22 protein-coding genes are annotated in these 24567 nt (G+C 67.9%); 13 read left to right on the top strand and 9 right to left on the bottom strand.

Annotated elements, in window-relative coordinates:
- Positions 1 to 40: 40 nt before the first annotated feature.
- Positions 41 to 832: a DUF3800 domain-containing protein gene (locus ACP69S_RS18000; RefSeq protein ID WP_425999587.1), complete on the bottom strand. Its 792-nt coding sequence runs from the start codon at positions 830 to 832 to the stop codon at positions 41 to 43.
- A gap of 1009 nt (positions 833 to 1841) precedes the next feature.
- On the opposite strand from ACP69S_RS18000, the gene ACP69S_RS18005 reads away from it, so the two are divergent.
- The 9 genes from ACP69S_RS18005 (at position 1842) to ACP69S_RS18045 (ending at position 9801) form a co-directional block, all read left to right on the top strand.
- Positions 1842 to 1991 (top strand): hypothetical protein, encoded by a 150-nt coding sequence (locus ACP69S_RS18005; RefSeq protein WP_425999589.1) that lies wholly within the window; start codon positions 1842 to 1844, stop codon positions 1989 to 1991.
- Complete coding sequence (locus ACP69S_RS18010) at positions 1988 to 3457, top strand: sensor histidine kinase (RefSeq protein WP_425999591.1); 1470 nt, start codon at positions 1988 to 1990, stop codon at positions 3455 to 3457. Before ACP69S_RS18005 ends, ACP69S_RS18010 begins: the two co-directional genes overlap by 4 nt.
- 78 nt (positions 3458 to 3535) lie before the next feature.
- On the top strand, positions 3536 to 4459 hold the full coding sequence (locus ACP69S_RS18015) for an MBL fold metallo-hydrolase (RefSeq protein WP_425999593.1): 924 nt from the start codon (positions 3536 to 3538) through the stop codon (positions 4457 to 4459).
- A gap of 85 nt (positions 4460 to 4544) precedes the next feature.
- Complete coding sequence (locus tag ACP69S_RS18020) at positions 4545 to 5216, top strand: phosphoribosylanthranilate isomerase (protein ID WP_425999594.1); 672 nt, start codon at positions 4545 to 4547, stop codon at positions 5214 to 5216.
- A gap of 25 nt (positions 5217 to 5241) precedes the next feature.
- Positions 5242 to 6474 (top strand): tryptophan synthase subunit beta, encoded by a 1233-nt coding sequence (gene trpB / locus ACP69S_RS18025; protein ID WP_425999596.1) that lies wholly within the window; start codon positions 5242 to 5244, stop codon positions 6472 to 6474.
- 12 nt (positions 6475 to 6486) lie between these two features.
- On the top strand, positions 6487 to 7323 hold the full coding sequence (gene trpA / locus ACP69S_RS18030) for a tryptophan synthase subunit alpha (protein WP_425999597.1): 837 nt from the start codon (positions 6487 to 6489) through the stop codon (positions 7321 to 7323).
- Between the two features lie 4 nt (positions 7324 to 7327).
- Positions 7328 to 8260, top strand: a complete 933-nt coding sequence (locus ACP69S_RS18035) for an acetyl-CoA carboxylase carboxyltransferase subunit beta (RefSeq protein ID WP_425999598.1) — start codon at positions 7328 to 7330, stop codon at positions 8258 to 8260.
- 8 nt (positions 8261 to 8268) lie between these two features.
- The gene (locus ACP69S_RS18040) at positions 8269 to 9582 is read left to right on the top strand and encodes a bifunctional folylpolyglutamate synthase/dihydrofolate synthase (protein ID WP_425999600.1); all 1314 of its coding nucleotides are present in this window, start codon (positions 8269 to 8271) and stop codon (positions 9580 to 9582) included.
- Positions 9583 to 9690: 108 nt separating this feature from the next.
- Positions 9691 to 9801 (top strand): hypothetical protein, encoded by a 111-nt coding sequence (locus ACP69S_RS18045; protein WP_425999601.1) that lies wholly within the window; start codon positions 9691 to 9693, stop codon positions 9799 to 9801.
- 68 nt (positions 9802 to 9869) lie between these two features.
- On the opposite strand, the gene trxA is transcribed toward ACP69S_RS18045, so the two are convergent.
- The 7 genes from trxA to ACP69S_RS18080 form a co-directional block, all read right to left on the bottom strand.
- Positions 9870 to 10202, bottom strand: a complete 333-nt coding sequence (gene trxA, locus ACP69S_RS18050) for a thioredoxin (protein WP_425999603.1) — start codon at positions 10200 to 10202, stop codon at positions 9870 to 9872.
- 129 nt (positions 10203 to 10331) lie between these two features.
- Positions 10332 to 13796, bottom strand: coding sequence for a double-strand break repair helicase AddA (addA, locus tag ACP69S_RS18055; RefSeq protein ID WP_425999605.1), 3465 nt, complete (start codon positions 13794 to 13796; stop codon positions 10332 to 10334).
- Positions 13793 to 16765 (bottom strand): double-strand break repair protein AddB, encoded by a 2973-nt coding sequence (gene addB, locus ACP69S_RS18060; RefSeq protein WP_425999606.1) that lies wholly within the window; start codon positions 16763 to 16765, stop codon positions 13793 to 13795. The genes addA and addB overlap by 4 nt, the downstream gene beginning before the upstream one ends.
- On the bottom strand, positions 16762 to 17484 hold the full coding sequence (gene murU, locus ACP69S_RS18065) for an N-acetylmuramate alpha-1-phosphate uridylyltransferase MurU (protein ID WP_425999608.1): 723 nt from the start codon (positions 17482 to 17484) through the stop codon (positions 16762 to 16764). Before murU ends, addB begins: the two co-directional genes overlap by 4 nt.
- Positions 17481 to 18587: an N-acetylmuramate/N-acetylglucosamine kinase AmgK gene (amgK, locus tag ACP69S_RS18070; RefSeq protein WP_425999609.1), complete on the bottom strand. Its 1107-nt coding sequence runs from the start codon at positions 18585 to 18587 to the stop codon at positions 17481 to 17483. The genes murU and amgK overlap by 4 nt, the downstream gene beginning before the upstream one ends.
- Entirely contained in the window at positions 18577 to 19023 is a 447-nt protein-coding gene (tsaE, locus tag ACP69S_RS18075; RefSeq protein WP_425999611.1) for a tRNA (adenosine(37)-N6)-threonylcarbamoyltransferase complex ATPase subunit type 1 TsaE, read from the bottom strand. The genes amgK and tsaE overlap by 11 nt, the downstream gene beginning before the upstream one ends.
- Positions 19020 to 19883 (bottom strand): GNAT family N-acetyltransferase, encoded by an 864-nt coding sequence (locus tag ACP69S_RS18080; protein ID WP_425999612.1) that lies wholly within the window; start codon positions 19881 to 19883, stop codon positions 19020 to 19022. Before ACP69S_RS18080 ends, tsaE begins: the two co-directional genes overlap by 4 nt.
- 113 nt (positions 19884 to 19996) lie before the next feature.
- Here ACP69S_RS18080 and ACP69S_RS18085 point away from each other — a divergent pair, with 113 nt between their 5' ends.
- From ACP69S_RS18085 to ACP69S_RS18100, 4 genes are all read left to right on the top strand, one after another.
- Positions 19997 to 20632 (top strand): hypothetical protein, encoded by a 636-nt coding sequence (locus ACP69S_RS18085; protein ID WP_425999614.1) that lies wholly within the window; start codon positions 19997 to 19999, stop codon positions 20630 to 20632.
- Positions 20633 to 20670: 38 nt separating this feature from the next.
- Complete coding sequence (locus ACP69S_RS18090) at positions 20671 to 21723, top strand: serine hydrolase domain-containing protein (protein ID WP_425999615.1); 1053 nt, start codon at positions 20671 to 20673, stop codon at positions 21721 to 21723.
- Positions 21724 to 21784: 61 nt separating this feature from the next.
- The gene (zapE, locus tag ACP69S_RS18095; RefSeq protein ID WP_425999617.1) at positions 21785 to 22903 is read left to right on the top strand and encodes a cell division protein ZapE; all 1119 of its coding nucleotides are present in this window, start codon (positions 21785 to 21787) and stop codon (positions 22901 to 22903) included.
- A 9-nt stretch (positions 22904 to 22912) separates the two neighbouring features.
- Positions 22913 to 23509 carry an NUDIX domain-containing protein gene (locus tag ACP69S_RS18100; RefSeq protein WP_425999619.1) on the top strand — a complete coding sequence of 199 codons (597 nt, stop codon included), beginning with the start codon at positions 22913 to 22915 and terminating at the stop codon, positions 23507 to 23509.
- A 31-nt stretch (positions 23510 to 23540) separates the two neighbouring features.
- On the opposite strand, the gene ACP69S_RS18105 is transcribed toward ACP69S_RS18100, so the two are convergent.
- Positions 23541 to 24335: a sensor histidine kinase gene (locus tag ACP69S_RS18105; RefSeq protein ID WP_425999629.1), complete on the bottom strand. Its 795-nt coding sequence runs from the start codon at positions 24333 to 24335 to the stop codon at positions 23541 to 23543.
- Positions 24336 to 24567 lie beyond the last annotated feature (232 nt).

Below are 24567 nucleotides of genomic sequence, written 5' to 3' on the forward strand. Positions count from 1 at the left end.
GCCCGAAAGGGTGGGATCCTTGGCCCGGGGGCGTCCAACTTTATTTGGGAAATAGGTCGTTCAGCCATTTGTATCGGTCGTCCCGATGCGGTTCGATGTCTGGCACGCTTGGAAAGAACTTCATTCCGTAAGGGCGCGTTTTCCCGCCTCTTTGATACACGGATGGAGCGAGCAGTCGCGCATAGCGATCTTCGCAGAAACCATAATTGGAAAGTTCTAATCCAAAGCGGATTCCCGAGGCCACGCAGTCAACGGCGCGTAACCCTACCAAGTCCTTGTGAGCCTTTGTAGTTATTAGCCCGGAGTCGACCGCCGGCCAGTGCACACTGACATCGCTTCTTGTGCGAAGTTTATCCACATAGTCTTTGAGGTCGTCGTATGACATTCGTGAGCGGTTGGAGAATATGAACTTTACCTTCCCATCGCCGCCTTTGACTTGTCCTAACTCATCCCGTGCTAGCCAAGAGGCTCGTTCCAGCAGATATCGAGTGGCGTAGAAGTACAGTGCGTATCCTTCAGCGAGGCTTGCATTAGTAATTCGAGTTTTGTCGATGCAGATCGATATCGTCTTGAAATTGGATGCTCCGATAGATGCGCAAATCGTAACTCGCTGTTCGTGAGATAATTTGTGGAAATGAATTGGTGACCCGCGATTTGACTCGATCGGACCAATTGTTTGGTGAAGATTCCTGACTTCGGCGACATCCATCCATGCGGGAATCATCAAGGCCGAGAGCACGAACCATTGCGAGCTAGCGCGTTCCGGAAACGGTTTGAAAACGAAGCCCTCGTCTCCAGATTCGTCGATGTAAGCTACGTAGCTGAATGTCATACTCTAATGGAAACACGCCTCAGCTAGAAGGCAAAGCTTCATCGCCTTGAGACGACGAACAGGTTTTCCTAAAACCCTTGGTGGAACTGGAGCTCTGTCTGAGGGTCTCGTCAAGGACCGCCTCTGGCGGCTGCGGCGCGGCGACGCGGAGCGTCGTCCTTGACGAGACCCTCAGACAGAGCAGGCTCGCCCCCAGGGATTTAAGGCGCGGCCTCGCCGCTGGCGGGCTTTTCGGTTCGCGCTGCCAGGCCGACCATGGGGATCGGGATCGCGCTATCCCCGGATGGGCGCGGGGATCGACGATCCTTCTCCCCTTGCGGGAGAAGGTGGCGCGCCGCGCCGGATGAGGGGTCGACAGGCCTGTCGGGATTGACGCGCGGCGTTATGGGGCCAGGCTTTGGCTCCGGTGCGACCCCTCATCCGTCAGCCTTCGGCCGACACCTTCTCCCGCAAGGGGAGAAGGGCGAGAACGGGGACCTGTACGGGCGCCCAGACAATCGACGCAGCCCCCTGAAAACCTCCCGTATTCTTGACCCACCTCGTCGCAGGGGAAGGGCGCAAGGCCAGCGACCATTGCGGCGGCGGGGTGTGATCGAGCGGGACTGGGGTCGAGGGGGATACTCGACCAGTCCGGGGATCCTGGCGTTGCAGGACCCGCCCGCCGCTGGCGTGGATGGAGACAAACAGGCGTGACAGTCCGCGAGGGCCCGTCTGCTCCGACCGCTGGGCGCTTCCGGAAACGGAACAGCCCGGCTCCCGGTAAGGCCTCAACAGGGCCACCCGACGGGACGCTGGCGGATAACGATCACGCGGAGCGCACGGCTTCGTCGAAACGGTACTTATCAAACTCTCATCCGGACGTGGTCCGGACGCTCCGCGACCCTTTCCTCCAACTCGGCGGTTTCCGCGCGAGGGCGTGAAGCCGTGTCTCCACTCACCAAGTCGCGCGGAAGGACAAATAGCCGCACCCCCGAACGCGGATGTGATGGCCTGCGGCGCCGCTTGGTCCATGACTCGCGCGTCGGTCGCCGTTAGCGTGCGCCTGAACGCAGGAGAGGTGGAAATGGCCGCGCGCCAGTCAGCCCTGAAGTCAGCCCTGAAGTCAGCCCTGAAGTCAGCCCTGAAGTCGGCCCGGAAGTCGGGCGCGAGCCGGGCATGAGTCCGGGCGCCAATGAAGACGCCGCCTTCCCGTCGGCCTCGCCCAGCGTGGCCGTGGCCCTGCAGCATGCGCCGATGGGCATCGCCATTTTCGACCGCCAGATGCGCTATCTGGCCGCCTCGCGCCGCTATCTGACCGACCAGGACCTGCCCGCCGACCTGCCCCTGATCGGGCGGCTGCATTACGAGGTCTTCCCCGAGATCCCGCAGGTCTGGCGCGACATGCACGCCCGGGTGCTGGCCGAGGGGATCGAGTTGCGCGAGGACGAGGGCGACCGCTTCGTGGACCGCAACGGCAAGGTGGACTGGATCCGCTGGTCGATGGCCCCGTGGCGCACCGACGACGGCGCTATCGGCGGGCTGGTGCTCTATACCGAGGTCGTCACCTCCGCCATCGCGGCGCGGATGAAGCTGGAGGCCGCCGAGGCCCGCTATCGCGCCGTGTTCGACCACGCGGCCATGGGGGTGGCGCGGGTGTCGCTGGATGGCCGGCTGCTGGAGGTCAATGACAGCTTCTGCGAGATCTTCGGCCGCGAGCGGGCGGCCCTGCTGGATGTGGAGATGAAGACCCTGGTTCGTCCCGTCGACATCGCGGCGGCCATCCGCGACTCCCAGGCCCTGCACGCCGGCGAGATCGACACCTATTCGGCCGAGCGTCGGCTGATCGATCCGGGGGGCCGCGAGGCCTGGCTCCACCTCACCGCCTCCATCGTGCGGCCGACCCGCAGAGAGGGGAGTGGGGACGGAGTTGGCCCAGGGGCGGGCGCCAAGCCCGGCCACATGGTGCTGATCGTCTCCGACATCACCGCCCGCAAGCAGGCCGAGAGCGAGCAGCAGTCCTATCAGGACAAGCTGCGGCTGCTGATCAACGAGCTGAACCACAGGGTGAAGAACACCCTGGCCACCGTCCAGTCGATCGCCGCCCAGACCCTGCGCAACGAGCGTGACCCGCTGGCGGCCTTCGAGAAGTTCGAGTCGCGGCTGCTGGGCCTGTCGCAGGCCCATGACGTCCTGACCCGCGAAAGCTGGAACGGGGCCGATCTGCGCGAGGTGGCCGAGCAGGCTCTAGCGCCGTTCGAGGCCGCCGCCTGGACGACCATCGAGGGGCCGCCCGTTTGGCTGGCGCCGGGCGGGGCCCTGACCATGGCGCTGATCTTTCACGAGCTGGCGACCAATGCGCTGAAATACGGGGCGCTGTCGACGCCCGGCGGGCGGGTGGCCCTGGCCTGGAACTATGACGCCGGGGCGCGGACCCTGTCTCTGAGCTGGACCGAGTCCGGCGGGCCCCCCGTGGCCATCCCGACCCGCCGGGGCTTTGGCTCGCGGCTGATCGAGCGCAGCCTGCGCGGCGAGCTGAAGGGCGAGGCGGTGATGGAATTCCGGCCCTCGGGCCTGGTCTGCAGGATGGAGGCAAGACTGTCGGAGCCCGTCAAGGCGGACGCTACGCTGGGACCCGGCGGCGGCTGAGCCGCCAGACCTTGGGGGAGCCCTTGCAGGACGCCGGGGCAGCGCTACGTAGAAGACTGGTTTTCCGGAGACGTCCCCATGCTGTCCAAGCGCCCGCTCGCCGCCCTGTTCGCCGCCACAATGCTCACCGCCGCCTGCGGCGCCGCCGCCCAGTCGCCGACCCCGACCGCCCCGGAGGCCAAGAGCTTCAAGCTCGGCGAGCTGACCCTGACGGTCCTGCGCGACGCCGGGTTCGAGGCGCCCAACAATGGCAAGGTGTTCGCCATCAACGCCGATGTGGCGGCGGTGGCCAAGGTCCTGACCCAGGCCGGGGCGCCAGCCGACAAGATCAGCCTCAGCGTCGACGCCCTGCTGGCCAGGACGCCCGGCCATCTGGCCCTGTTCGACACCGGCCTGGGCGCGGCGAACAAGGGCGTGCTGGTCCAGAGCCTGGCTGCGGCCGGCCTCGCCCCGGGCGACATCACCGACGTGCTGATCACCCACGGTCACTTCGACCATGTCGGCGGCCTGGTCGACGCCGAGGGCAAGTCGGCCTTCCCCAAGGCGACGATCCGCATGGCCAGCGCCGAATGGGCTTCGCTGAAGGAGCAGGCGCCCATGAAGCCGCTGGTCGACGCCATCGCGGCCCAGGTGAAGACCTTCGAGCCGGACGCCGCGCTGTTCCCGGGCGTCCGGGCCGTGGCGATCAAGGGCCACACGCCGGGCCATGTCGGCTACGAGATCAGCTCGGGCGGCCAGACCCTGCTGGATATCGGCGACACCGCCCACAGCTCGATCGTGTCCCTGGCCCGTCCTGACTGGGTCATCGCCTTCGACCGCGACGTTCCGGTGGCGACCGCCAGCCGCGTGGCCCTGCTCAAGCAACTGGCCGCCAGCGGCGGCCTGGTGTTCTCACCGCACTTCCCCTTCCCCGGTGTGGGCAAGGTCGAGGCGGCGGGCGAAGGCTTCGTCTGGAAGGCGGGACTTCCGGTTCAGGACCCCCACGCCGGCCACGCCCACTAAGCCGATCCGGCGCGGGCCCCTTGTCACCGACCCTCTTGTCACCGACCCTCTTGTCACTGGGCCGCCCGCGCCGTACCTCCCCGTCATGAGCTCGCCTTCCAGGACCAGCGCCAAGATCTGCGGCCTCTCGACCCCCGAGGCGGTGCGCGCCGCCGTCGAAGGCGGGGCGGCCTATCTGGGCTTCGTGTTCTTCGACAAGAGTCCCCGCAACCTGACCCCCGAGGCCGCCGGTCGGCTGGTCGATCCGGTCAGGGCCAAGGGGGGGCGAAGCGGCGCGGTGAAAACGGTGGCCGTCACGGTCGACCCCGACGACGCCCTGATCGACCGCCTGATGGCGACCATGAAGCCCGACCTGATCCAGGCTCACGGCAAGGAGACGCCCAGCCGGATCCGCGAGATCGCCGCCCGCTCCGGCGTCGGAGTGATCAAGGCCCTGACGGTGTCCTCCTCGGCCGACGTCGAACAGGCCCGGGCCTTCGAGACCGTCGCCGAGCAGTTTCTGTTCGACGCCAGGCCGGTGGAAGGCTCTGCCCTCCCCGGCGGCACCGGCGCACGGTTCGACTGGACCCTGCTGGAAGGCCGGCGATTTTCTCGCCCGCATTTCCTGGCCGGAGGGCTGGATCCGTGGAACGTCGCCGACGCGATCCGGGTATCGGGAGCTCCGCTGGTGGACGTTTCCTCTGGCGTGGAGCGCGGTCCCGGCCTAAAGGACCCCGCTCTGATCACGGCGTTCCTTGACGCCATCAAACGCGTGTAGCTTCGCCCAGCCTTTGGATGATCTCGTGAACGCCCCCTCCCAGCCTGCCTCAAAGCCCAACGACTATTCCGCCTATCCCGACGCCAACGGGCGGTTCGGCGACTTCGGCGGTCGCTATGTGGCCGAGACCCTGATGCCGCTGGTGCTGGAACTGGGCGAGGCCTATGCCGCCGCCAAGGCCGACCCGGCGTTCCAGGCTGAGCTGACCAGCTTCAACACCCACTATGCCGGCCGCCCCAGCCCGCTCTATTTCGCCGAGCGGCTGACCGAGCATTTCGGCGGGGCCAAGATCTATTTCAAGCGCGACGAGCTAAACCACACCGGCTCGCACAAGATCAACAATGCCCTGGGCCAGATCCTGCTGGCCATGCGGATGGGCAAGACCCGGATCATCGCCGAGACCGGCGCCGGCCAGCACGGCGTGGCCACCGCCACCGTCTGCGCCCGCTTCGGCCTGCCGTGCATCGTTTACATGGGCGCCACCGACGTCGAACGTCAGAAGCCCAACGTCTTCCGCATGAACCTGCTGGGCGCTGAAGTTCGCCCTGTCACCTCGGGCACCGGCACCCTGAAGGACGCCATGAACGAGGCGATGCGCGATTGGGTGACCAACGTGCACGACACCTATTACCTGATCGGCACCGCCGCCGGCCCGCACCCCTATCCGGTGATGGTCCGCGACTTCCAGAGCGTGATCGGTATCGAGGCCCGCGCCCAGATCCTCGAGATGGAAGGCCGCCTGCCTGACGCCGTCGTGGCCTGCATCGGCGGCGGCTCCAACGCCATCGGCCTGTTCCATCCGTTCCTGGCTGACGAGGGCGTGCGCCTGATCGGCGTCGAGGCCGCTGGCCATGGCGTCAGAACCGACAAGCACGCTGCCTCCCTGACCGGCGGTCGCCCCGGCGTTCTGCACGGCAACCGCACTTATTTGCTCCAGGACGACGACGGCCAGATCATCGACGCCCACTCGATCTCGGCCGGGCTCGACTATCCCGGCATCGGCCCCGAGCACTCGTTCCTGCACGAGATCGGCCGCGCCGAATATGTCTCGACCACCGACGAGGAGGCGCTGGACGCCTTCCAGCTGTGCTCGACACTCGAAGGCATCATTCCGGCGCTGGAACCGGCCCACGCCCTGGCCCGGGTCGGCGAGATCGCGGCCGAACTGGGCAAGGGCAAGATCGTGGTGATGAATCTCTGCGGTCGCGGCGACAAGGACATCTTCACGGTGGCCGAAGCCCTCGGGCGTAAGATCTAGGATCGACCAGACGTGACCAAGGACCGTATCGACCGCCGTTTCGCGGCGCTGAAGGCCGACAATCGCGCGGGCTTCGTCACCTACATCATGGCCGGCGATCCCGACGCCGCCACGACCCTGAGCGTGCTGAAGGGCCTGCCCGGCGCCGGCGCCGACCTGATCGAGCTGGGCTTTCCCTTCTCCGATCCGATGGCGGAAGGCCCGACCATCCAGCGCGCCGCCCAGCGTGGCCTGAAGTCCGGCATGACCTTGCAGGGCACGCTGGACCTGGTCGCCGCTTTCCGCGAGGGCGATGCCGACACTCCGGTCATCCTGATGGGCTATCTCAATCCGGTCCTGAACCGGGGCTTCGAAAGCTTCGCCGCCGCCGCCGCCAGGGCCGGCGTCGATGGCCTGATCATCGTCGATTGCCCGCCCGAGGAAGCTGACCCGCTGTCGGACGCGCTGGAGGCCGAGGGCATCGCCCTGATCCGCCTGGCCGCCCCGACCACCGACGACAAGCGCCTGCCGGCCGTGATCCGTCGCACCTCGGGCTTCGTCTATTACGTCTCGGTCGCCGGGGTGACCGGCGTGAAGTCAGTCGACGCCGCCGATGTGGCGCCGGCTGTGGCGCGTCTGCGGGCTGCCTCGGGCCTGCCGGTCGCGGTCGGTTTCGGCATCCGCACCCCCGACCAGGCCGCCGCCGTGGCCCGCGTCGCCGACGCCGCCGTGGTGGGCTCGGCGCTTGTGGATGAAATTGAGTCCGCGGCCCAGTTGAACGAAAACGTGACCGAGAAGGTTCTTCTCAAGGCGTCGGAGCTGGCTAAGGCTGTGCGCTCGGCGCGCGTCGGGAACGAAGTGAGGCTTTAAGGCTATGGCTATGGCTGAACCCCAGGACCCGAAAAAGGGCGACAAATCAAAGGCCTCGGCTGAGGGCCGACGCGGCGGCGGCTGGCTTTCGCGAATCGCCCCCGGCGTACGCGGCGCCTTCGCCAAGCGCGAGACTCCCGAGAATCTCTGGGTCAAATGCCCCGATACGGGCGAAATGATTTTCCGCTCCGAGCTGGAGGCCGCCCTGTGGGTAACTCCGGCTGGCCGCCATATGCGGATCGGTCCTCAAGCCCGCTTCAAGTTCACCTTCGACGATGGCGCCTACGAGACCCTGCCGACCCCGTCCGTGCCCGAAGACCCGCTGCATTTCTCGGATGGCAAGCCCTACAAGGATCGCCTGATCGCGGCTCGCAAGGCGACGGGTGAGCCCGACGCCATGGCCATCGCCCACGGCGTGGTCGGCGGCGCCAAGGTCGTGGTGCTGGTCCAGGACTTCGCCTTCATGGGCGGATCGCTGGGCATGGCCGCCGGTGAGGGCTTCATCGCCGCCGCCCGCGCCGCCCTGGAGCGCGACGTTCCACTGGTGGTCTTCACCGCCGCCGGCGGCGCCCGTATGCAGGAAGGCGCTCTGTCGCTGATGCAGATGGCCCGCACCACCTTGGCCATCAACGAACTGAAGGACGCGGCGCTTCCCTACGTCGTGGTCCTCACCGATCCGACCACCGGTGGCGTCACCGCTTCCTACGCCATGCTGGGCGACGTCCACCTGGCCGAGCCGGGCGCCCTGATCGGCTTCGCCGGTCCGCGCGTCATCGAACAGACCATCCGCGAGACCCTGCCGCCGGGCTTCCAGCGCTCGGAATACCTCGTCGAAAAGGGCATGGTCGACCGTGTCACGCCGCGCAAGGACCTGCCGGCCGTGCTGGGCTCGATCCTGACCACCCTGATGATGGGCCGGGGCCGCAAGGCGGCCTGAACCTTCCGTTGAGCGATCATCTTCGGGCCCACGACGCCGCCCTGGCGCGGCTGCAGGCCCTGCATCCCAAGCTGATCGACCTGTCGCTGGATCGCATGCGCCGATTGTGCGAGGCCTTGGGCGATCCGCAGGACCACCTGCCGCCGGTAATCCACGTGGCCGGCACGAACGGTAAGGGCTCTACGGTCGCCTATCTGCGGGCCATGGTCGAGGCGGCGGGCCTCAAGGTCCACGTCTTCACCTCGCCGCATCTGGTGCGCTTCGCCGAACGCATACGCCTGGCGGGAACCCTGATCACCGACGACCAGCTGGCCGACGTGCTGGCCCGGGTCGAAGCCGCCAATGCTGGCCTGCCGATCACCTTTTTCGAGATCACCACCGCAGCCGCTTTGGTCGCCTTCGCCGACAGCCCGGCGGATCTGTGCGTCATTGAGGTCGGCCTCGGCGGCGTGCTGGACGCGACCAATGTCGTGACACCGGCCGTTAGCGTGATCGCGCCCATCGATATCGATCACCGCGAGTTCCTGGGCGACACGATCGGCCAGATCGCAGTGGAGAAAGCCGGCATCATCAAACCCGGCGCGCCCGTCGTCTCGGCCCGCCAGCACGAAGCGGCGGAAGCCGTGATCGAGGCGGCCGCCGAGAAGGCTGGCGTCCCGCTGACCTTGATGGGCCGCGACTTCGACGCCTGGAACGAGCGCGGCGGCCTGCTGGTGCAGATGCAGGACCGCCTGCTCGACCTGCCCGCGCCATCCCTGCCGGGCGACCATCAGTTCGCAAACGCCGGCCTCGCCGTCGCGGCGTTGCTGGCGTTGAACGATCCGCGCATCGACGAAGCGGCCATGGCCGCCGGAATCGCCGGAGCCGTCTGGCCGGCCCGGTTCCAGCGTCTGATCGCCGGACCGCTCGCTGAGAGGGCCAGGGCCGCGGGCGCCGATCTCTGGCTCGACGGCGGCCACAACCCCCATGCCGGCCTGGCGGTGGCGCGGGCGCTCGGCGATCTGGCGGCCCGCGATGGCCGGCCCGTGGCGCTGATCTCGGGTCTGTTGGCCAACAAGGACGCCACCGGTTTTTTCACACCGTTCGCGCCGCTGAAGGCTCAGGTCTTCGCCGTCACCTTTGAGGGCCATGCCGCCGCGCCGGCCGCCCAGACCGCCGCCGCCGCCGAGCTCGCCGGCCTGAGGGCCCACGCCTGCGACGGTGTCGAGGATGCCCTGGCCAAGGTCCTGGCCCTGTCCCCCACGCCGCACGTGCTGATCTGCGGCTCGCTCTATCTGGCCGGCGAAGTACTGGCGATGAGCGAAGAGACCTGGCCAAGCTGAGGCAGCGCTTGGGTCAGCGCCCTGACAGGCGTATGGCTGTGCGACGCCGTCAATGGCTCGGCCCGCCGGACCTTCCGGCGGGCGCCCCCGTTCTCGCAGGAGTCGCCAATGGCCAAGGGTCAGAAGAAGTCCAACAAGGAAGTCCGCAAACCGAAGGCCGACAAGAAGGCTGCTCCGGCCGCCGCTTCGCCATTCATCGTCACTTCCGCGAAGAAGTAGGCCACACACCAAACCGCCCACCCCGCATGGCGGGATGGGCGGCTGGATCTCTGACTGGACGGAAAGACTCAGGCTGGCTGGACGCCGGCCTCGGTGAGCCATTCCAGGATCTTCTGCTTGGGCATGGCGCCGACCTTCATCGAGGTCATCTGGCCGCCGCGGAACAGCATCATGGTCGGGATGCCGCGCACGCCGTAGCGCGACGGGGTCGTAGGGCTGTCTTCGATATTGACCTTGGCCACCACCACGTGGTCGGCGAGCTCCTCGGAGATCTGCTCCAGAGCCGGGGCGATCTGCTTGCAGGGGCCGCACCATTCCGCCCAGAAGTCGACCAGCACGGGCCCATCGGCCTGCAGTACGTCGCGTTCGAAGGTCTCGTCGGTCACCGTCACGGTGCTCATGGTGTCTGCTCCATCAGGGCGTCGCTCAATCTTGTGAAGAGAGGGAGCGGCGCGAAAACAACAATGCCCGCGAGTCGTCCGCGAGCGCTTGAAGAAGATGTAGGAGGCGGCCGCGGTCCCGGCAACGGCCTAGCCGATCCTGCCGAGCGCCAGAGACATCACCTTTTCTGGCACCGGCATCAGTTTGGGACCATCCGTCCAGACCAGAGCCGCCTCGATGGGACGGTCCGGGAAGACCTCCCGCAGCACTGCCACATAAACCGCCATCTGCGCCAGATAGGCCGCGTCGGCCTCCTCGATGCTGGCTGGAGCCGGGCGGTTGGTCTTGTAGTCGACCACCAGCACGCGCTCGTCCGTCACCACCAACCGGTCGACCCGGCCGGAGATCGCCAGGCCCCTGGGCAGGGCGGCGCTGGTCCCGGCCAGGGCCACTTCGGCCCGTGAACCTGGGCCGAACACGGCGGCGAAGCGGTCATCCTCCAGAACCCCGAAGGCGGCGGCGGCCATTTCCAAGCGCTGGTCGTCGGAAAGGTCGCGTTCGGCGACCAGCAGTCGGACGCTGGCTGCGCGGCGCTCGGCCGGAGCGACATCGGGCAGGATCTGCAGCAGCCGGTGGATGATCTCGCCGCGTCGATAGCGACCCAGCCCTTCCACCTTGGCCAGCGGCGAGGGGGCCGGGGCGCGGCTGTCTGCCTCGTCCTCGATCCGTGACGGAGCGGCGTAGCGGGCAGTGGCCGGCTCTGCGGCGGCCAGACCCAGCGCCCAAGGCGGAAGGGGCGAGGTGACGACCGCCGCCAGGGTCTCCTTCGGCAGGGTCTTCGGATCGGGTCCATAGCGCAGGATGGGCGCGTCGGGATCGCCGATCTCGTGGACGTCCGGCGCGATGGCCGGATGGGCGAAGGCCGCCCGCGCCGCCGCGTACCAGCCGCCGACATTCTCGTCCTTGGTGCGGGCGTCTATGCGGCCGCAAAGAACCAAGCGATCCCTCGCTCGGGTCAGGGCGACGTAGAACAGCCGCAGGGCCTCCTGCGCTTCCTTCTCGTCGCGCAGTTCGCGGGCCTGGGTCGAGGCCGCGCAGTCGGCCGCCTTGGCTGTCGACCACAGGACGCCGCCCGCCTCGGTGGCCAGCAGCGGCGAGCCGCCGGCGCCGCGCTTCACCGTGGTCTCGGGCAGGAAGACGATCGGCGCCTCCAGACCCTTGGAGCCGTGGGCGGTCATAACCCGCACCTCGCGGCGGGCGCCTTCCATCTCGCGCTTGACGATGATGTCCAGGGCCGCGAAGTCCGCGACCAGCGCCTCCAAGTCGCGAATGTTGCGCTGCTCGGCGTCCATCACCTGGGCCAGGAACTCGTCCAGCGCCTCGTCGGCCTCGCCGCCCAGGCGGGTCAGGACCTTGGCGCGGTTGGAGAGGCCGGCGGCGTCGACGCGGCCCAGCAAGGTCGCAAAAAACTCGAACGGCTGGCGCTTGCGGCCCTCGACCAGCGCCCAGGCCAGCAGGACGTGGGCGGCGATCCAGCGAGGATCCTCGGCGGCCCGGAGCGACAGCGTCGCCCACAGGGTGCGCGGCTTGCGGCTTTTGGCGAGAGCGTAGACGTCCTCGTCCGTCAGGGCGCAGAACGGGCTCTTCAGCAGAGCCGCCAGGGTCAGATCGTCGTCAGGAAACAGCACGAACCGGCCCAGGGCCAGCAGGTCGTCGAAGGCGATATGGGCCGAGAGCGACAGCCGGTCGGCGCCGGCCACCGGCACGCCGCGCCGCTTTAGGGCGCGGATAATCTCCTCGAACAGCACCTTGCGACGCCGCACCAGGATCAGGATGTCGCCGGCATGGGCGGCGCGGCGGACCTTGGTTTCCTTGTCGTGGACCTCGTCGCCGCGCGCCAGGATTCCGGCGATCTCGGTGGCGATGGCCTCGGCTAGGCGCCGGTTGGCGCTGTGCTCGGTCTCGGCGTCGAGCGGAGCGTCCCAGGCGTCGCGTTCCTCGCCGGGACGCTCGCGGGTCAGAGGCCACAGGTCGACGCAGCCGGGGCCATCGGTGCGGAAGGCCTGGTGCGGCTCCAGGTCGCCGCCGCCCGGCATCAGGCCAAGCCGATTTTCTGGAACCTCGAAGAGGGCGTCGACGAAGCTCAGCACCTCGCGAGTCGAGCGATAGGAGACGCTGAGCGGCACGGCCGAACCCTCGCGACCGGCGTCGGCGATCCGGGCGATATAGCCTTGCGTCTCGATCAGCAGGCGGGCCGGATCGGCGCCCTGGAACGAATAGATCGACTGCTTCTGATCGCCGACCACGAACAGGGTGCGGTTGTCACGGCCCTTGCGCCAGCCGGTCGCACCGGCCCCGACGAAGAAGTCGTTGGTCAGGGCCTCCAGGATCGCCCACTGCTCGGGCGCGGTGTCCTGGGCCTCGTCCAGCAGGATGTGGTCGATGCCGCCGTCCAGCTTGTAGAGCACCCAGGCGGCGTCGACCTTCTCGGTCAGCAGCACCTTGGCGTGTTCGATCAGGTCGGCGAAGTCCAAAGCGCCGCGCGAGGCCTTCTCGTTGGCGTGGGCCGAGATGTAGAGCGCCGCCAGCCGCAGGGCGCCGGCCGTGTCGTGGGCCACCCCGGCGGCGCGGACCTGCTGGCGGACGAACGACAGGCGGTCAGTCTCTTCCAGCAACGCCTCGCGCAGGTCCTCCCTCGACTTGAAGGTCGTGGTCGTTTGCAGGTGCTTGCGGGGCTCTTCCTTGTCGGTGAACAGGGCGCAGAGGGCGTCGTCAAAAGCGCGGGTCGTCAGGGTGAGGCGCAGGCGGGCGGCGTGCTCGGTGTCGCGGACCTTGCCGCTGGATTCCAGCAGGCTGGCGCTGGCTTCCCAGAGGTCGGGATTCAGTTCTTCCATCGCTTCGGCGGCGATGGCCTCGGGATCTAAGGGTTCGATGAACCCGCAAACCCGCCAAGTGTCCTCGATGGCGCCGGAGAGGCCGCCATGGCGGGCGAAATAGTCGGCAATGGCCCCGCGCCGGATCTCGAAGGTTCCGAACATCGACTCGAAGGCCGCGAAGTCCAGAGCCACCGAGAACCGCGCATAGGCCACGGCGAAGGCGTCGTCATGGGTGTCGACATAGGTCGCGACCGTGCGGCGGGCGGCGCGGGCCACGGCCGAGGAGGCCGAGTCGTCCATCACCGTGAAGCCCGGCGACACCCCGGCCTCCAGCGGGAAGCGCCGCAGCAGCTTGTCGCAGAAGGCGTGGATGGTCTGGATCTTCAGGCCGCCGGGGGTTTCCAGCGCGCGGGCAAACAGGGCGCGGGCCTTGGAGAGCTCGCCGGGGCCGAAGACCTCTTCCGGCTCACCCACCAGCCTGGCCAGTTCAGCGCGCAGTGGGCCGTCGGCCGTTACCGACCAGCCGCCCAGCCGCTTGAACAGCCGCCGCTGCATCTCGGCGGCGGCGGCCTTGGTGTAGGTCACGCACAGGATCGCCTCGGGCGTCGACCCCGCCAGCAGCAGTCGGGCTACCCGGTCGATCAGGGTCTTGGTCTTGCCCGAGCCGGCATTGGCGGTGACGAAGGCGCTGATCGCCGGATCGGCGGCGAGGCGCTGATAGTCGGGAAGAACGGTCACTCCGAACCCTCCCCGTCATCGCCGCTGGTCGACCATTCGAACACCCGCGCGAGATGGGCGTAGTCGCCGGGGTGGTCCTTGACGAACTGCGGGGCGGTGCGCGAGCGGTAGGGCTGAGCCGGGTCGTCATAGCGGCTGATCAGGGTGCGCAGGCCGTCCAGTGCCTGGAAGGCGGCGTGCTCGCTGTCGGCGCTGGCGACGCGGACCTCTTCCAGACCGGCCGGCTTGCGGCCGGTGACGAGGACATAGGTCAGGTCTCCCGGCTTGCGATCCGGCAGGTCCTTGAATCCGCCGTTCAGCAGGATCGCCGCCGTCAGGGTCAGCTGCGGCGAGAAGCCGGTCTCGACCTGCTTTTTGCTCGGCGCGGCGCCGGTCTTGTAGTCGAGGATATGGGCCAGGCCGTCCCGGGTTGGCTCGATGCGGTCGGCCTTGGCGGTCAGGGTGAAGAGGTTGCCGTTAATCGGAAGAGTCAGCTGACCCTCGGCCTCGACGATGATCTGTTCGGCTCCGGCTCGGCGCTCGCGCTCCCAGTCGGCGACCCAGGCGGCGGCTTCCTTCGCCAGGGCCCGCTCGCGCGCCAGAGCGGTTGGCGGCATGCCGGCGGCGACCAACTCGCTCATATATAGTGACTCGAAGATGGCCGGCGCGTCGGCGGGCACCGGGCCGGGATGTTCCTCCGCGAACTTCTCGAACGCCGCATGGATAGCCGTTCCCCGCGCCCGAGCCTCGACGGGCTCGTCGGGTCGTTCCAGCGGATAGAGCTTGAGGATGTCGCGCGCCCAGACGGCGTAGGGATCGCGGGTCAGGGCCTCGACGCGGGTGACGGCCATCTTGCGCGGGCGATCCTCGACCGGCGGGGTCGGGGCTGGACGTGGATAGGGTGCATAGGCCCCCGGCGCATCGAGAGCGCGGGCCCAGTCCAGGGCGTCGTCGCGGTGCGGTAGCTTCAGGCCCGCGCCGCCGGCCAGGGTTTTCAGTCGCCACAACCAGCGGGACTCGACGGCGGGCGCGCCGCCGCGGCGCTCGCAATGGACCAGGATGACGTCCGGCGCGCTGGCGGCCTGGGCGAAGTCGTGGGCGGTCAGGCCGACCCGGCGCTCGGGCGGTGGCAGGCCCAGCTTCTCGCGCATCGGCCGCGACAGGAACGGATCGATCGGAGCGCCCTGCGGCCAGACGCCTTCCTCCAGCCCGGCCAGAACCAGCCGGTCGGCGCGAACCAGGCGAGCCTCGATGGCGCCAAGGATGCGCAGGCGCGGATGGGTGGCGCCGCCAACCCGCAGGGTTTCCTCGTTGACCAGCCGGTTGAGAATGTCGGCGAAGGCCTGGGGCCGCGCGTCGGGCAGGACGACGCCGTCCTCGATCAGGGTAGAAAGCAGGGAGCCCAGGCATTCGCCGGCCGAGCCGATCCAAAGCCGGTCGGGGCCGGTCAGGCCTTCCAGGGCCTCGGTCAGGGCCAGGGCGGCTTTCGCGGGCGGGGCCATCTCGTCGACATAGGGTCCGGCGGCATGGGCGACAGCGGCCAGAAGGCGCTGCGCCAAGGCCTTGGCGTCGGGATGCTCATCCAGCTTGGCGAGCAGAGCCTGCGCCGAGCGCGGGGCTGGGCCGCGCAGACCCTTCAGTTCCAGCGTGGTCGAAGCCTCCAGATCGTCGTCCAGGCGCACCAGCGGATGTTTGGCCAGGGCCAGCAGGCGCACGGGGTCGAGTGGATCGGCGACCAGTCCAGCAAGATGCTGGGCCAGGATCGCGGCCGGGCTTGCGGCCAAGGGCGCGCCGGCCGAGCTGTCGGGGATCACGCCCCAGCGGACCAGGCGCGCGGTGACGCGCCGGGCCAGGGTCTGATCGGGGGTGACGAGGGCGGCGGTTCGCCCGGGTTCCTCCAGCGCTTCGCGCAAGAGAAGCGCGCAGGTGCTGGCGGCTTCTTCCTCGGTGCGGGCCGAGATCAGCGACAGGCCCTTCAGGCCCTCGGCGACGGGGTCGAGATCCGGGGCTTCGGCGCGCAGGCTGTCGATCTGGGCCAGCCAGTCGGCGGTGGCCTCGGCCGGGCGCAGGGCCTCGTTGACGATCCGCCGGCGCCAGCGACCCCGGCTGTCGGCCTCGGGAAACCACGGCCGGACATCGGCGCGGGTGATGCCGGCGCGATCGAGCAGACGACGCATGGCGCCCTGCGGATGCTGCTCACCGACCTTTTCCCAGGCGCTTTCAGCCAGATCCTCGTCGAGGCCCGGCAGCACGACCGCGCCTAGCGGAGCGGCGGCGACCACGCGCAACAGGTCGGCGGTGGCGGGGGCGGTGCCGGTCGAACCGGCAGCGACCAGCACCTCGGTGGGGGGATTCTCGGTCCAGCGCTTGGCCAGGGCGCGCAGCAGCAGGACGCGGCGGTCGGCGACGTCGATCAGGCCAAGGTCCTTCAGGCGCATTAGCCAAGCGGCCAACACCGCTTTGAGAAATCTTGCCGAGACCTGCCAGTGCTGGGCCAGGTCGCCGTCGGCCAAGCCATCGAGCTTGCCGTCGGTCTGGATCTCCTCGATCCGGCAGCTGTCGAGGAAGTCTGACAGCGCCTTGGCCATTTCCAGCGCTTGCGAGGCGCCGGGGGTGAAGTTCAGCAGGTGAGCGTGATCGACCACGATCCGCGCCAGCTCGAACCGGCGACGACGCGACGATATCGCCGGCGGCAGGTCGAGGGCCAGGTCGCCGGGTTCGAAAGGCGGCTCGCCCTCGTCAAGGTCGCCCAGCGGCCGGATCTGCGGCAGCAGCAGGGCCCGGCCGTCGCTGGCGGCCAGCAGGGCGTCGGCCACGGCGCGGGCGCCGCGACGGGTCGGGGTCAGCAGGGTGGCGCGGGGAAGGGCTTCGGGGCCCATGTGCGCCAACGCCGCCAGAAAGCCCCGGGCCAGGTCGTCGACGAACGGGCGGTGGGCCGGGATCGAGAACCAGCGCGGCCCCTCGCGCTCAAAAGGGTCGCCGAAGGTCATTTCAGTCGCGCTTGGGCCAGATCGCGCGCGCCCGGATCGCCGACGTGCATCCATAGGCCCTCAGGCGCCACGCCGTGGACGCGGCCGTTGGCGACGAGGCCCTTCCAAATTGGCAGCAGCGAGAATGGTCCCTCAGGACCTTCGGTCGTAATGGCTGGATTGCAGATATGCACGCCGACATAGACCAGCGGCGCGGCCTCACCTGGGTTTTTGAAGCGCACGAGGCCGTCCTCGGACAGGAACACGTCACCGCTGTCGTGGAAACCTAACGAGCCAGACGTCGAGGCCAGCAGCAGGCAGACGTCCATCGTCTCCGGATCCCAGGCCGCCGCGACGGCGTCGAGGGCGGGGGCGCCGTTCTCGATCCAGACCGAGTCGATATTGGCCACCCAGACCGGGCCATCGCCCAGCAGGGGCAGGGCGTTCTTGATGCCGCCGCCGGTTTCCAGTGCCCGGGGGCGTTCGTCGGAGATGACGATTCGGGGGCCGAGGCCCTTGGCCTGACGCGCGATCAGGTGGGCTTCCAGCCGGTCGGCGAAGGCGTGAACATTGACCACGGCGGTCTCGACCCCGGCCTCGACCAACCGGTCGAGCATATGGTCGATCAGGGCCCGGCCTCCGACCTCGACAAGAGCTTTCGGTCGGTCGTCGGTCAGGGGACGCATGCGGGTGCCGAGGCCAGCGGCTAGCACCATCGCAATCTTGGGAGCGGTAGTCATCGGCGGGCCCCCGCCGGAACGTGAGCGTCGAACCAGGCCTTGAGGCCGGCCATGGCCGGGTCTCGCAGGTTTCGCTCCAGATAGCGCCAGGTGCGCGGCATGTAGGCTTCGTACTGGGGACGACCCAGCAGGGCTTGGCGAGCGAACACGCGCCCCAGTATCCGCGCGGCATTTGACGCGGCCAAGGCGCGGTAGTCGGCGATGAAGGCCTCGCGATCCAGATCCTGGCGGGCGGCCAGATAGCGGTCGAGCATGGCGGTTTCGGTTTCCGGCGACACGTCGCGGCGGGCGTCCTGCAACAGGTGGGTCAGGTCCCAGGCCGGGTGGGCGCGCAGCGCGTCCTGGAAATCGAGCAGGCCGACGCGGGACGGACCCTCGCGTTCCGGCAGCCAGATCAGGTTCTGGGCGTGATAGTCGCGGTGGGTGAAGACGGTGGCTCCTGCCTCGCCACGCGCCCAGACCGGAGCCCACAGCACGTCCCATTCGGCTACCGCCTCGGGCGAGAACGCCGGCAGGCGCGCAAACTTCGGCCACCATTCCAGGAAGGTGTCGGTGGCGACCTTCAGGGCCAGGGTGTCGTAGGTCAGCAGGGGCCAGGTCACGCCACCCGGGGCGGTCAGGACATCCGGCGGAATCTCGGCGTGCAGGGCGATCTGGACGTCAACGGCAGCCTCATACAGCGGCCGTTCGTCCTGGCCGTCGGCGATCAGGGTGGCGTAGAGGCCGTCCCCCAAGTCCTCCAGCACTGCCAGACCAGCCTCGATATCGTGGGCCAGGATCACCGGCGCCGACAAGCCGCGCTCGCGCAGATAGGCGGCTGTGGCTACGAAGGCTGCGACTGAACCTGCCGCCAGGCGGGCGGCGGCGTTGTAGCCCAGCGCGATCCGGTCGGCATCGCTGGCGCCCGGCGGGCAGACCACGCTTTCCATGGACGGCGGCTGGTCCATGAAGATGAAGCTAGCCCCGCCCCCCTCGCTATCGGCCCGATGCAGGCGCTCATAGCTGCGGGTCGAGGCGTCGCCGCCCAGGCTCTCGCGGCGGGTGTCGCCATAGCCGTGGGATGACAGGAACGCGGCCTTGGCCGTCTCGCGCTCAGAACTCAAGGGTGCGTCCTTCGAAATCGCCGTGCCGGGTGAAGGTGATGCTGCGCGCGTCGCCGTCGAGGGCGATGTCTATATCGAGCCGGTTGAGCGGCAAACGCCCTTCCAGTCTCTGCGGCCATTCAATCAGCGCGACGCCTCCGTCCAAAGCCTCGTCCAGGCCGATCTCATAGGCCTCATCAGGGTCGGTCAGGCGATAGAGATCGAAATGGGCCAGCGGAAATGCGGCTGTCTCGTAGAACTGCACCAAGGTGAAGGTCGGGCTGGGGACCTCCTCGTCGGGCGTGGTCAGGGCGCGGATCAAAGCCCGCGCCAGGGTCGACTTGCCGGCGCCCAGAGGGCCGGTCAGGCAGATGGCGTCGCCCGGCCGCAGCGCGCGGGCCAGAAGCCGGCCAAGATCTTGGGTGGCAGCCTCGTCGGCGAGGTGAAGAGGGCTCAAGTCAGGGCGCCTTCGGGGTGCTTTGGCAGGACCTGCTCCACATAGCGCTTCAGGGCGGTCGTGGCTTCCCCTGTATCGGCCGCCAGGGACGCGGGATCGACGGGCTTGCCGACGATCAGTTCGAAAGGTCGGCTGGTCTTGTTCAAGAGCTCGTGGAAGAGGGTGATGTCACGCAGCTCCTGATGGCGCTTGTCGAACAGGTGAAACAGGGTCGACCACGGGCCGGCGACATGGATCGGGACGATCGGGGCCTCGTATTTGCGGGCGATGGACACCGCCGAGGTGGCCCAGGGCGGATCGATCAAAAGACCCTGCGCGTCCTTCACCGCCAGGCGCCCCGCCGGGAAGATCATCAGGCCGCGTTCGGCCTCAAGCGTCTCGCGGGTCATTTGCAGGGTCAGGCGCATCCGGTCGCGGGTGCGCTTGGCCTCGACCCATTCGACGGGGATCAGCACTTCGTCGAACCTGGGGCAGACGCGGTGGGCGTCGGCATTGGCGTAGAAGATGGTGTCCGGGCGGACCTGCTTCAGGGCGTCATGGACCGCCACGCCGTCGGCGATGCCGGTGGGGTGGTTGGCCACGATGACCAGTCGGCCGCTCGGCGGAATATTCTCTAGACCGTGCACGGCGACTTTCAGGGCGAGCAGGCCCGAGACGTGCTCCAGCGCCGCGCGGCCGCCGATGTCGGCGATGGTGTCGGCCATGCGCCGAGCCTTGTCGTAGCCGAGCAAAGCGTAGAGCGGCGGGCGAAAGAGCGGCCAAAGGGGCGAGGCGGTCAACCGAGGCGCACGCTCGGCGATGAGCGTGTCGACGATATGCGGGGGCCTGGGCGCCGGACGCGCCTCTGGAACGTTGACCATGGCGGGAGCTTAGGCGCCGTCGCGGTCGATGTCAGGAAAATTGACGGCCGACGCGCGAGGGTTGAGCTTAAGGTCCGCCAATCCACGGAAGTGTGGCGACGGGAGTGCTGGACGTGAAGAAGTTGATGCGCGGGCTGATCGCCCTTGGGATCGTGGTCGTGATCGCCGCCGGCGCCTACGGTTACTGGAACATCGAGCTGCGCTGGCGGCCCAAAACCATCACCAAGCATCAGATCGAGATCGCCAAGATCCTGCAGGAGTCTGGCTGGGTGTCGCCGGGTCTGACGGGTCCGAAATTCTACATGGTCAGCTTCCGCACCTGCCCCGACTGCGTGCGCTTCAAGGCCGATGAGTTTCCCAGGCTGCACAAGGCTGGCGTCGATACGCGGGTGATCGAGATCGCCCGCGCCGACAAGAACGGCGTGCCGAAATCCACGCCCGTCGAACGCGCCACCGTGGCCGAGCTGTGGGTAAACCGCAGCTGGGCTCTTGCCGAGCGGTGGGAGGAGACCCCGGTCGAAGCCTGGACCGCGCCGGGCATCAAGCCGGCCGATGGCGACATCGCCCGCACGGCGGTGATCGAGGCCGGCCGCGCCAATGTCGAAAAACTGGTCCCGCTGCTCAAGGATAATGGCGTCAACTTCGCTTGGCCGCTGATGGTCTGGTGGACCAAGGACGGCCAGATGCGCGCCTGCGCCTGCGAGAAGCGCGAGACCTATCGGTTCGTGCGGAAAGAGCTGGGGGCGTGAAGGGTTTGACAAAACCCAGACATCACTGGAACGCTGCCTTGATCCTCGCGGTGGCCACCGCGTTGTCTGGCGGCGCTACGGCGCAGCCGCTGGCCGTTGGTAACGAAGCCAAGCCGCTGGCCGCGCTCATCCGCTCTGGCGGCCCCCCGTTGACAGGCAGGGTTCTGGTCGCTGATCGCACGAAGATCCTCTCCGACGAGCGGTCCGGCGCCTATGGCGACGCGCCAATCTGGCCGTGGGGTTCGGTAAGCAAGCAGGTCGCCGCGGTCATCGTGATGTCCGGCGTCGATCGGGGCGAGCTGGCTCTCGATGAGCCGATCGCCCGGTATTGGCAGGCCTTTCCGACCCCGACAATCGGCGGGGTCACGATCCGGCAGTTGCTGCGCCACACCGCGGGCCTAGCCAATCCCGAGGATACGCCCCAGACCGACGACATCCCCGCCTTTTATCTGCGGCGCGCGATTGATGCGGAACGGGATGACGCCGTTACCTTCTGCGCAGGACCAGTCAAACGCCCGCCCGAGACCAGCTTTGAGTACAATAACTGCGACACCATCGTGCTTGCCAGCGTGCTCGGATCGACCATGGGGAAGGGCTATGAGCAACTTCTGGCCGACCGGGTCGCGCGGCCGCTTGGGCTGCAGTCGCTTCGCCTAGCCAAGGCCAACGAGCGGCCGATCATCGCCAACGCCAAGGGTCAGGCGGTCAAGCCGGTCAATCTGGCCACCTTCGGCGCGGCCGGCGCGCTCCTGGGGACACCGGAAGACCTGGTGCGATTCGATCAAGCCCTCCTGGCCCGCAGTCTGGTGAGCTCCGCTTCGACCGACGTGATGTGGAAAGGCGACCCCGCCATAGGATATGCGGCGTTGGGCGCATGGTCCTTCAGTGCGCCCCTGGCGGGTTGCCAAGGCGCAGTGGCGATGGTCGAGCGGCGCGGCGCTGTCGATGGCGTCCAGATACGCAACATCATCGCGCCAGATCGCGGGCGAATTCTGGTGGTCTTCAGCGATGACGCCGAGTTCGACTTCGGCGAAATCTGGCAGGGGCGCGGACCCAGCTATGTCCTGGCCTCGGAAGCTTTCTGTCGCTGAACCTGGCCATCGGTGGCCCACCCCTTTCCCTGAAGCGCGTCCCGCGCTAACCGCAGTCCCGATGCCGACTTCACTCCGCACCGCCTATCGCGAGCGCCTGGCCCAGGGCGAGATCAAGCCCGATGTGGCTCAAGCTTCCGCCGTCGACGCCCTGTCGCGGCTGGAGGCCGACCTGGACTCAGCGGGCGAGCCGAGCTTTTCGCTGTTCGGCCGCAAGCCCAAGAGCCAGCGGGGCGTCTATCTGTGGGGGCCGGTCGGACGCGGCAAGTCCATGCTGATGGACCTGTTCTTCGACAGCGCGCCGGTCACCCGCAAGCGGCGCATCCACTTTCACGCCTTCATGGCCGAGGTCCACGGCCATATCGACGCCTGGCGCAAGGGCGACGCAGCCGAGCGCAAGGCGCGATTTGGCCAACACAGGGGCGACGACCCCATCGTGCCGACCGCCGAGCTGATCGCCGGCCAAGCGCGGCTGCTGTGTTTCGACGAGCTGCAGGTCACCGATATCGCCGACGCCATGATTCTGGGTCGGCTGTTCGAAGGTCTGTTCGCCCATGGCGTGACGCTGGTGGCGACCTCCAACCGCCCGCCGGACGACCTCTATAAGGACGGCCTGAACCGCCAGCTGTTCGAGCCCTTCATCGAGATGCTGAAGGACGGGCTGGATGTGGTGGCCGTGCGGGGTCCGGTGGACTTCCGGCTGGACCGCCTCCGGGCTGCGCGCACTTGGCTGTCGCCCAACGACAAAGCCTGCCAAGCCGAGTTCGAGCGGCTCTGGGCCGACATGCTGGACGGATCGGCCGAAACGGGCGCCAACCTCGAGGTGCTGGGCCGCAAGATCCGCCTGCCGCGCGCCGCCGGGGGAATGCTGCGCTCGTCCTTCGCCAGTCTGTGCCAGCAGGCCCTGGGACCCCAGGACTATCTGGCCCTCGCCGAGCGTTTCCACACCGTCTTCCTTGAAGATGTGCCGCGCCTGACGCCTGAGCGGCGCGACGCGGCCAAGCGCTTCAACACCCTGATCGACGCGCTCTACGAGGCCGACGCCAAGCTGGTGGCCCTGGCCGAGGCCGAGCCGGAGGATCTCTATCCGGCCGGCGATGGGTCGTTCGAGTTCGAGCGCACAGTTTCGCGGCTGCAGGAAATGCGCTCGGCCGACTATGTGGCCCGCGTGCGGGATTAGGAGAAAGCCATGAGCGTCCAGGACCGCATCCGCGTGCGCGGGACCAGGCTGCTTTCCGACAACTGGTACGTTCTGAAGACAACGAGCTTTGACTGGAAACGCCGCGATGGGACCTGGCAGACGCAAGCCCGCGAGCACTATGACCGCGGCAACGGGGCGGTGCTGCTGCCTTATAATCTGGCCAAGCGCACGGTGCTGCTGGTCCGGCAGTTTCGATATCCGGCGTTCGTGAACGGCTACGACGATCTGCTGATCGAAGCCGCCGCCGGCCTGCTGGACGACGCCGAGCCCGAGGTTCGCATCCGCGCCGAGGTCGAGGAGGAGTTGGGCTATCGCTTGGGCGAGGTCCGCAAGGTGTTCGAGGCCTTCATGAGCCCGGGCTCGGTGACCGAGATCCTGCACTTCTTCATCGCTGAATACGACGCCGCCATGCGGATCGGCGAGGGCGGCGGTCATCCCGAAGAGGGAGAGGACATCGAGGTTCTGGAGCCCACCATCGACGAGGCCCTGGCCATGATCGCCGACGGCCGCATCCGCGACGCCAAGACCATCATGCTGCTGCAGCACCTGGCCCTGAGCGTCCTGCGCCAGAGCATTTTCCGATAAGTGTGAAACGGTTATCGGATCGAAAAATGCTCTAAACCTCGCGCGCCGCCGGCACTGTGAAGCTGCAGATCAAGCCGGCCGGATCGTAGTCGATCATCACCGAGCCCTGCAGTTCGCCGGTGAGGCTGCGTTCGATCAGGCGGGAGCCGAAGCCTCGCCGTGTCGGCGGGGAAGGGGTCGGGCCACCGGTCTCCCGCCATTCCAGCGACAGGGTGTCGACTTCCATGAACCAGCTGACCCTCAGGTGACCGCCGGCCGACAGCGCGCCATATTTGGCGGCGTTGGTGGCCAGTTCGTGAAACACCATCCCCAGGGCCAGGGCGACGCGCGCCGAGAGCTTGACGTCGGTTCCGCTGAGCGTCACGCGCTCAGCGCCATAGGGGCTGAGTTCCTGCCGGAGAATTTGCGACAAGCCGGCACCCCTCCACTGGCTGTCGGTAAGCGCGTTGTGGGTTTTCGACAAGGCCAAGAGGCGCGACTCGAAGGCTTCAACGAACCGCTCGGGCGTAGCGGACCCGCGCAGGGTCTGCTGGGCGATGGCCTGGACGGTGGCCAGGGTGTTCTTCACGCGGTGGTTCAGCTCGTCCATCAGCAGGCGCTGGCGGTCCTGGGCCAGGACCCGCTCGGTAATGTCCGAGCCTTCGACGAAGATGCCTGAGACTTGGCCGTCGTCCTCGATGATCGGCTGGTAGATGAAGTCGAGATAGCGCTCTTCCAGGGGGTCGCCCGGCGCGCGTTGCAGCGCGATCTTGATCTGCTGACCCACAAAGGCCTCGCCGGTCTTGCGCACCGAGTCCAGCAAGGTGAGAAACCCCTGCTCGACCACCTCGGGCAAGGCTTGGCCCAGCGGCAGGCCGACGATGTCGCGATGTCGCGATGACCGATCAGTTGCAGATAGGTGTTGTTGACCAGCTCGAAGACATGGTCGGGGCCGCGCAGCACGGCCATGAAACCGGGAGCTTGCATGAAAAGCTGGCGTAGCTGCAGGCTCTGGGCTTGGACGGCCTCGGCCCGCCGCAGCAGGTCGTCTCCCAACATGGAGGCCGCTGTGGGCGCGC

Source organism: Caulobacter sp. DWR1-3-2b1, assembly GCF_049895765.1.
Classification (GTDB): Bacteria; Pseudomonadota; Alphaproteobacteria; order Caulobacterales; family Caulobacteraceae; genus Caulobacter.

What these genes read in the sequence shown, in the direction of transcription:
- ACP69S_RS18000 (WP_425999587.1), bottom strand. Translation starts at nt 832, where the DNA reads ATGACATTCAGCTACGTAGCTTACATCGACGAATCTGGAGACGAGGGC.
- ACP69S_RS18005 (WP_425999589.1), top strand. Translation starts at nt 1,842, where the DNA reads ATGACTCGCGCGTCGGTCGCCGTTAGCGTGCGCCTGAACGCAGGAGAG.
- ACP69S_RS18010 (WP_425999591.1), top strand. Translation starts at nt 1,988, where the DNA reads ATGAGTCCGGGCGCCAATGAAGACGCCGCCTTCCCGTCGGCCTCGCCC.
- ACP69S_RS18015 (WP_425999593.1), top strand. Translation starts at nt 3,536, where the DNA reads ATGCTGTCCAAGCGCCCGCTCGCCGCCCTGTTCGCCGCCACAATGCTC.
- ACP69S_RS18020 (WP_425999594.1), top strand. Translation starts at nt 4,545, where the DNA reads ATGAGCTCGCCTTCCAGGACCAGCGCCAAGATCTGCGGCCTCTCGACC.
- ACP69S_RS18035 (WP_425999598.1), top strand. Translation starts at nt 7,328, where the DNA reads ATGGCTATGGCTGAACCCCAGGACCCGAAAAAGGGCGACAAATCAAAG.
- ACP69S_RS18045 (WP_425999601.1), top strand. Translation starts at nt 9,691, where the DNA reads ATGGCCAAGGGTCAGAAGAAGTCCAACAAGGAAGTCCGCAAACCGAAG.
- trxA (WP_425999603.1), bottom strand. Translation starts at nt 10,202, where the DNA reads ATGAGCACCGTGACGGTGACCGACGAGACCTTCGAACGCGACGTACTG.
- addB (WP_425999606.1), bottom strand. Translation starts at nt 16,765, where the DNA reads ATGACCTTCGGCGACCCTTTTGAGCGCGAGGGGCCGCGCTGGTTCTCG.
- murU (WP_425999608.1), bottom strand. Translation starts at nt 17,484, where the DNA reads ATGACTACCGCTCCCAAGATTGCGATGGTGCTAGCCGCTGGCCTCGGC.
- ACP69S_RS18080 (WP_425999612.1), bottom strand. Translation starts at nt 19,883, where the DNA reads ATGGTCAACGTTCCAGAGGCGCGTCCGGCGCCCAGGCCCCCGCATATC.
- zapE (WP_425999617.1), top strand. Translation starts at nt 21,785, where the DNA reads ATGCCGACTTCACTCCGCACCGCCTATCGCGAGCGCCTGGCCCAGGGC.
- ACP69S_RS18100 (WP_425999619.1), top strand. Translation starts at nt 22,913, where the DNA reads ATGAGCGTCCAGGACCGCATCCGCGTGCGCGGGACCAGGCTGCTTTCC.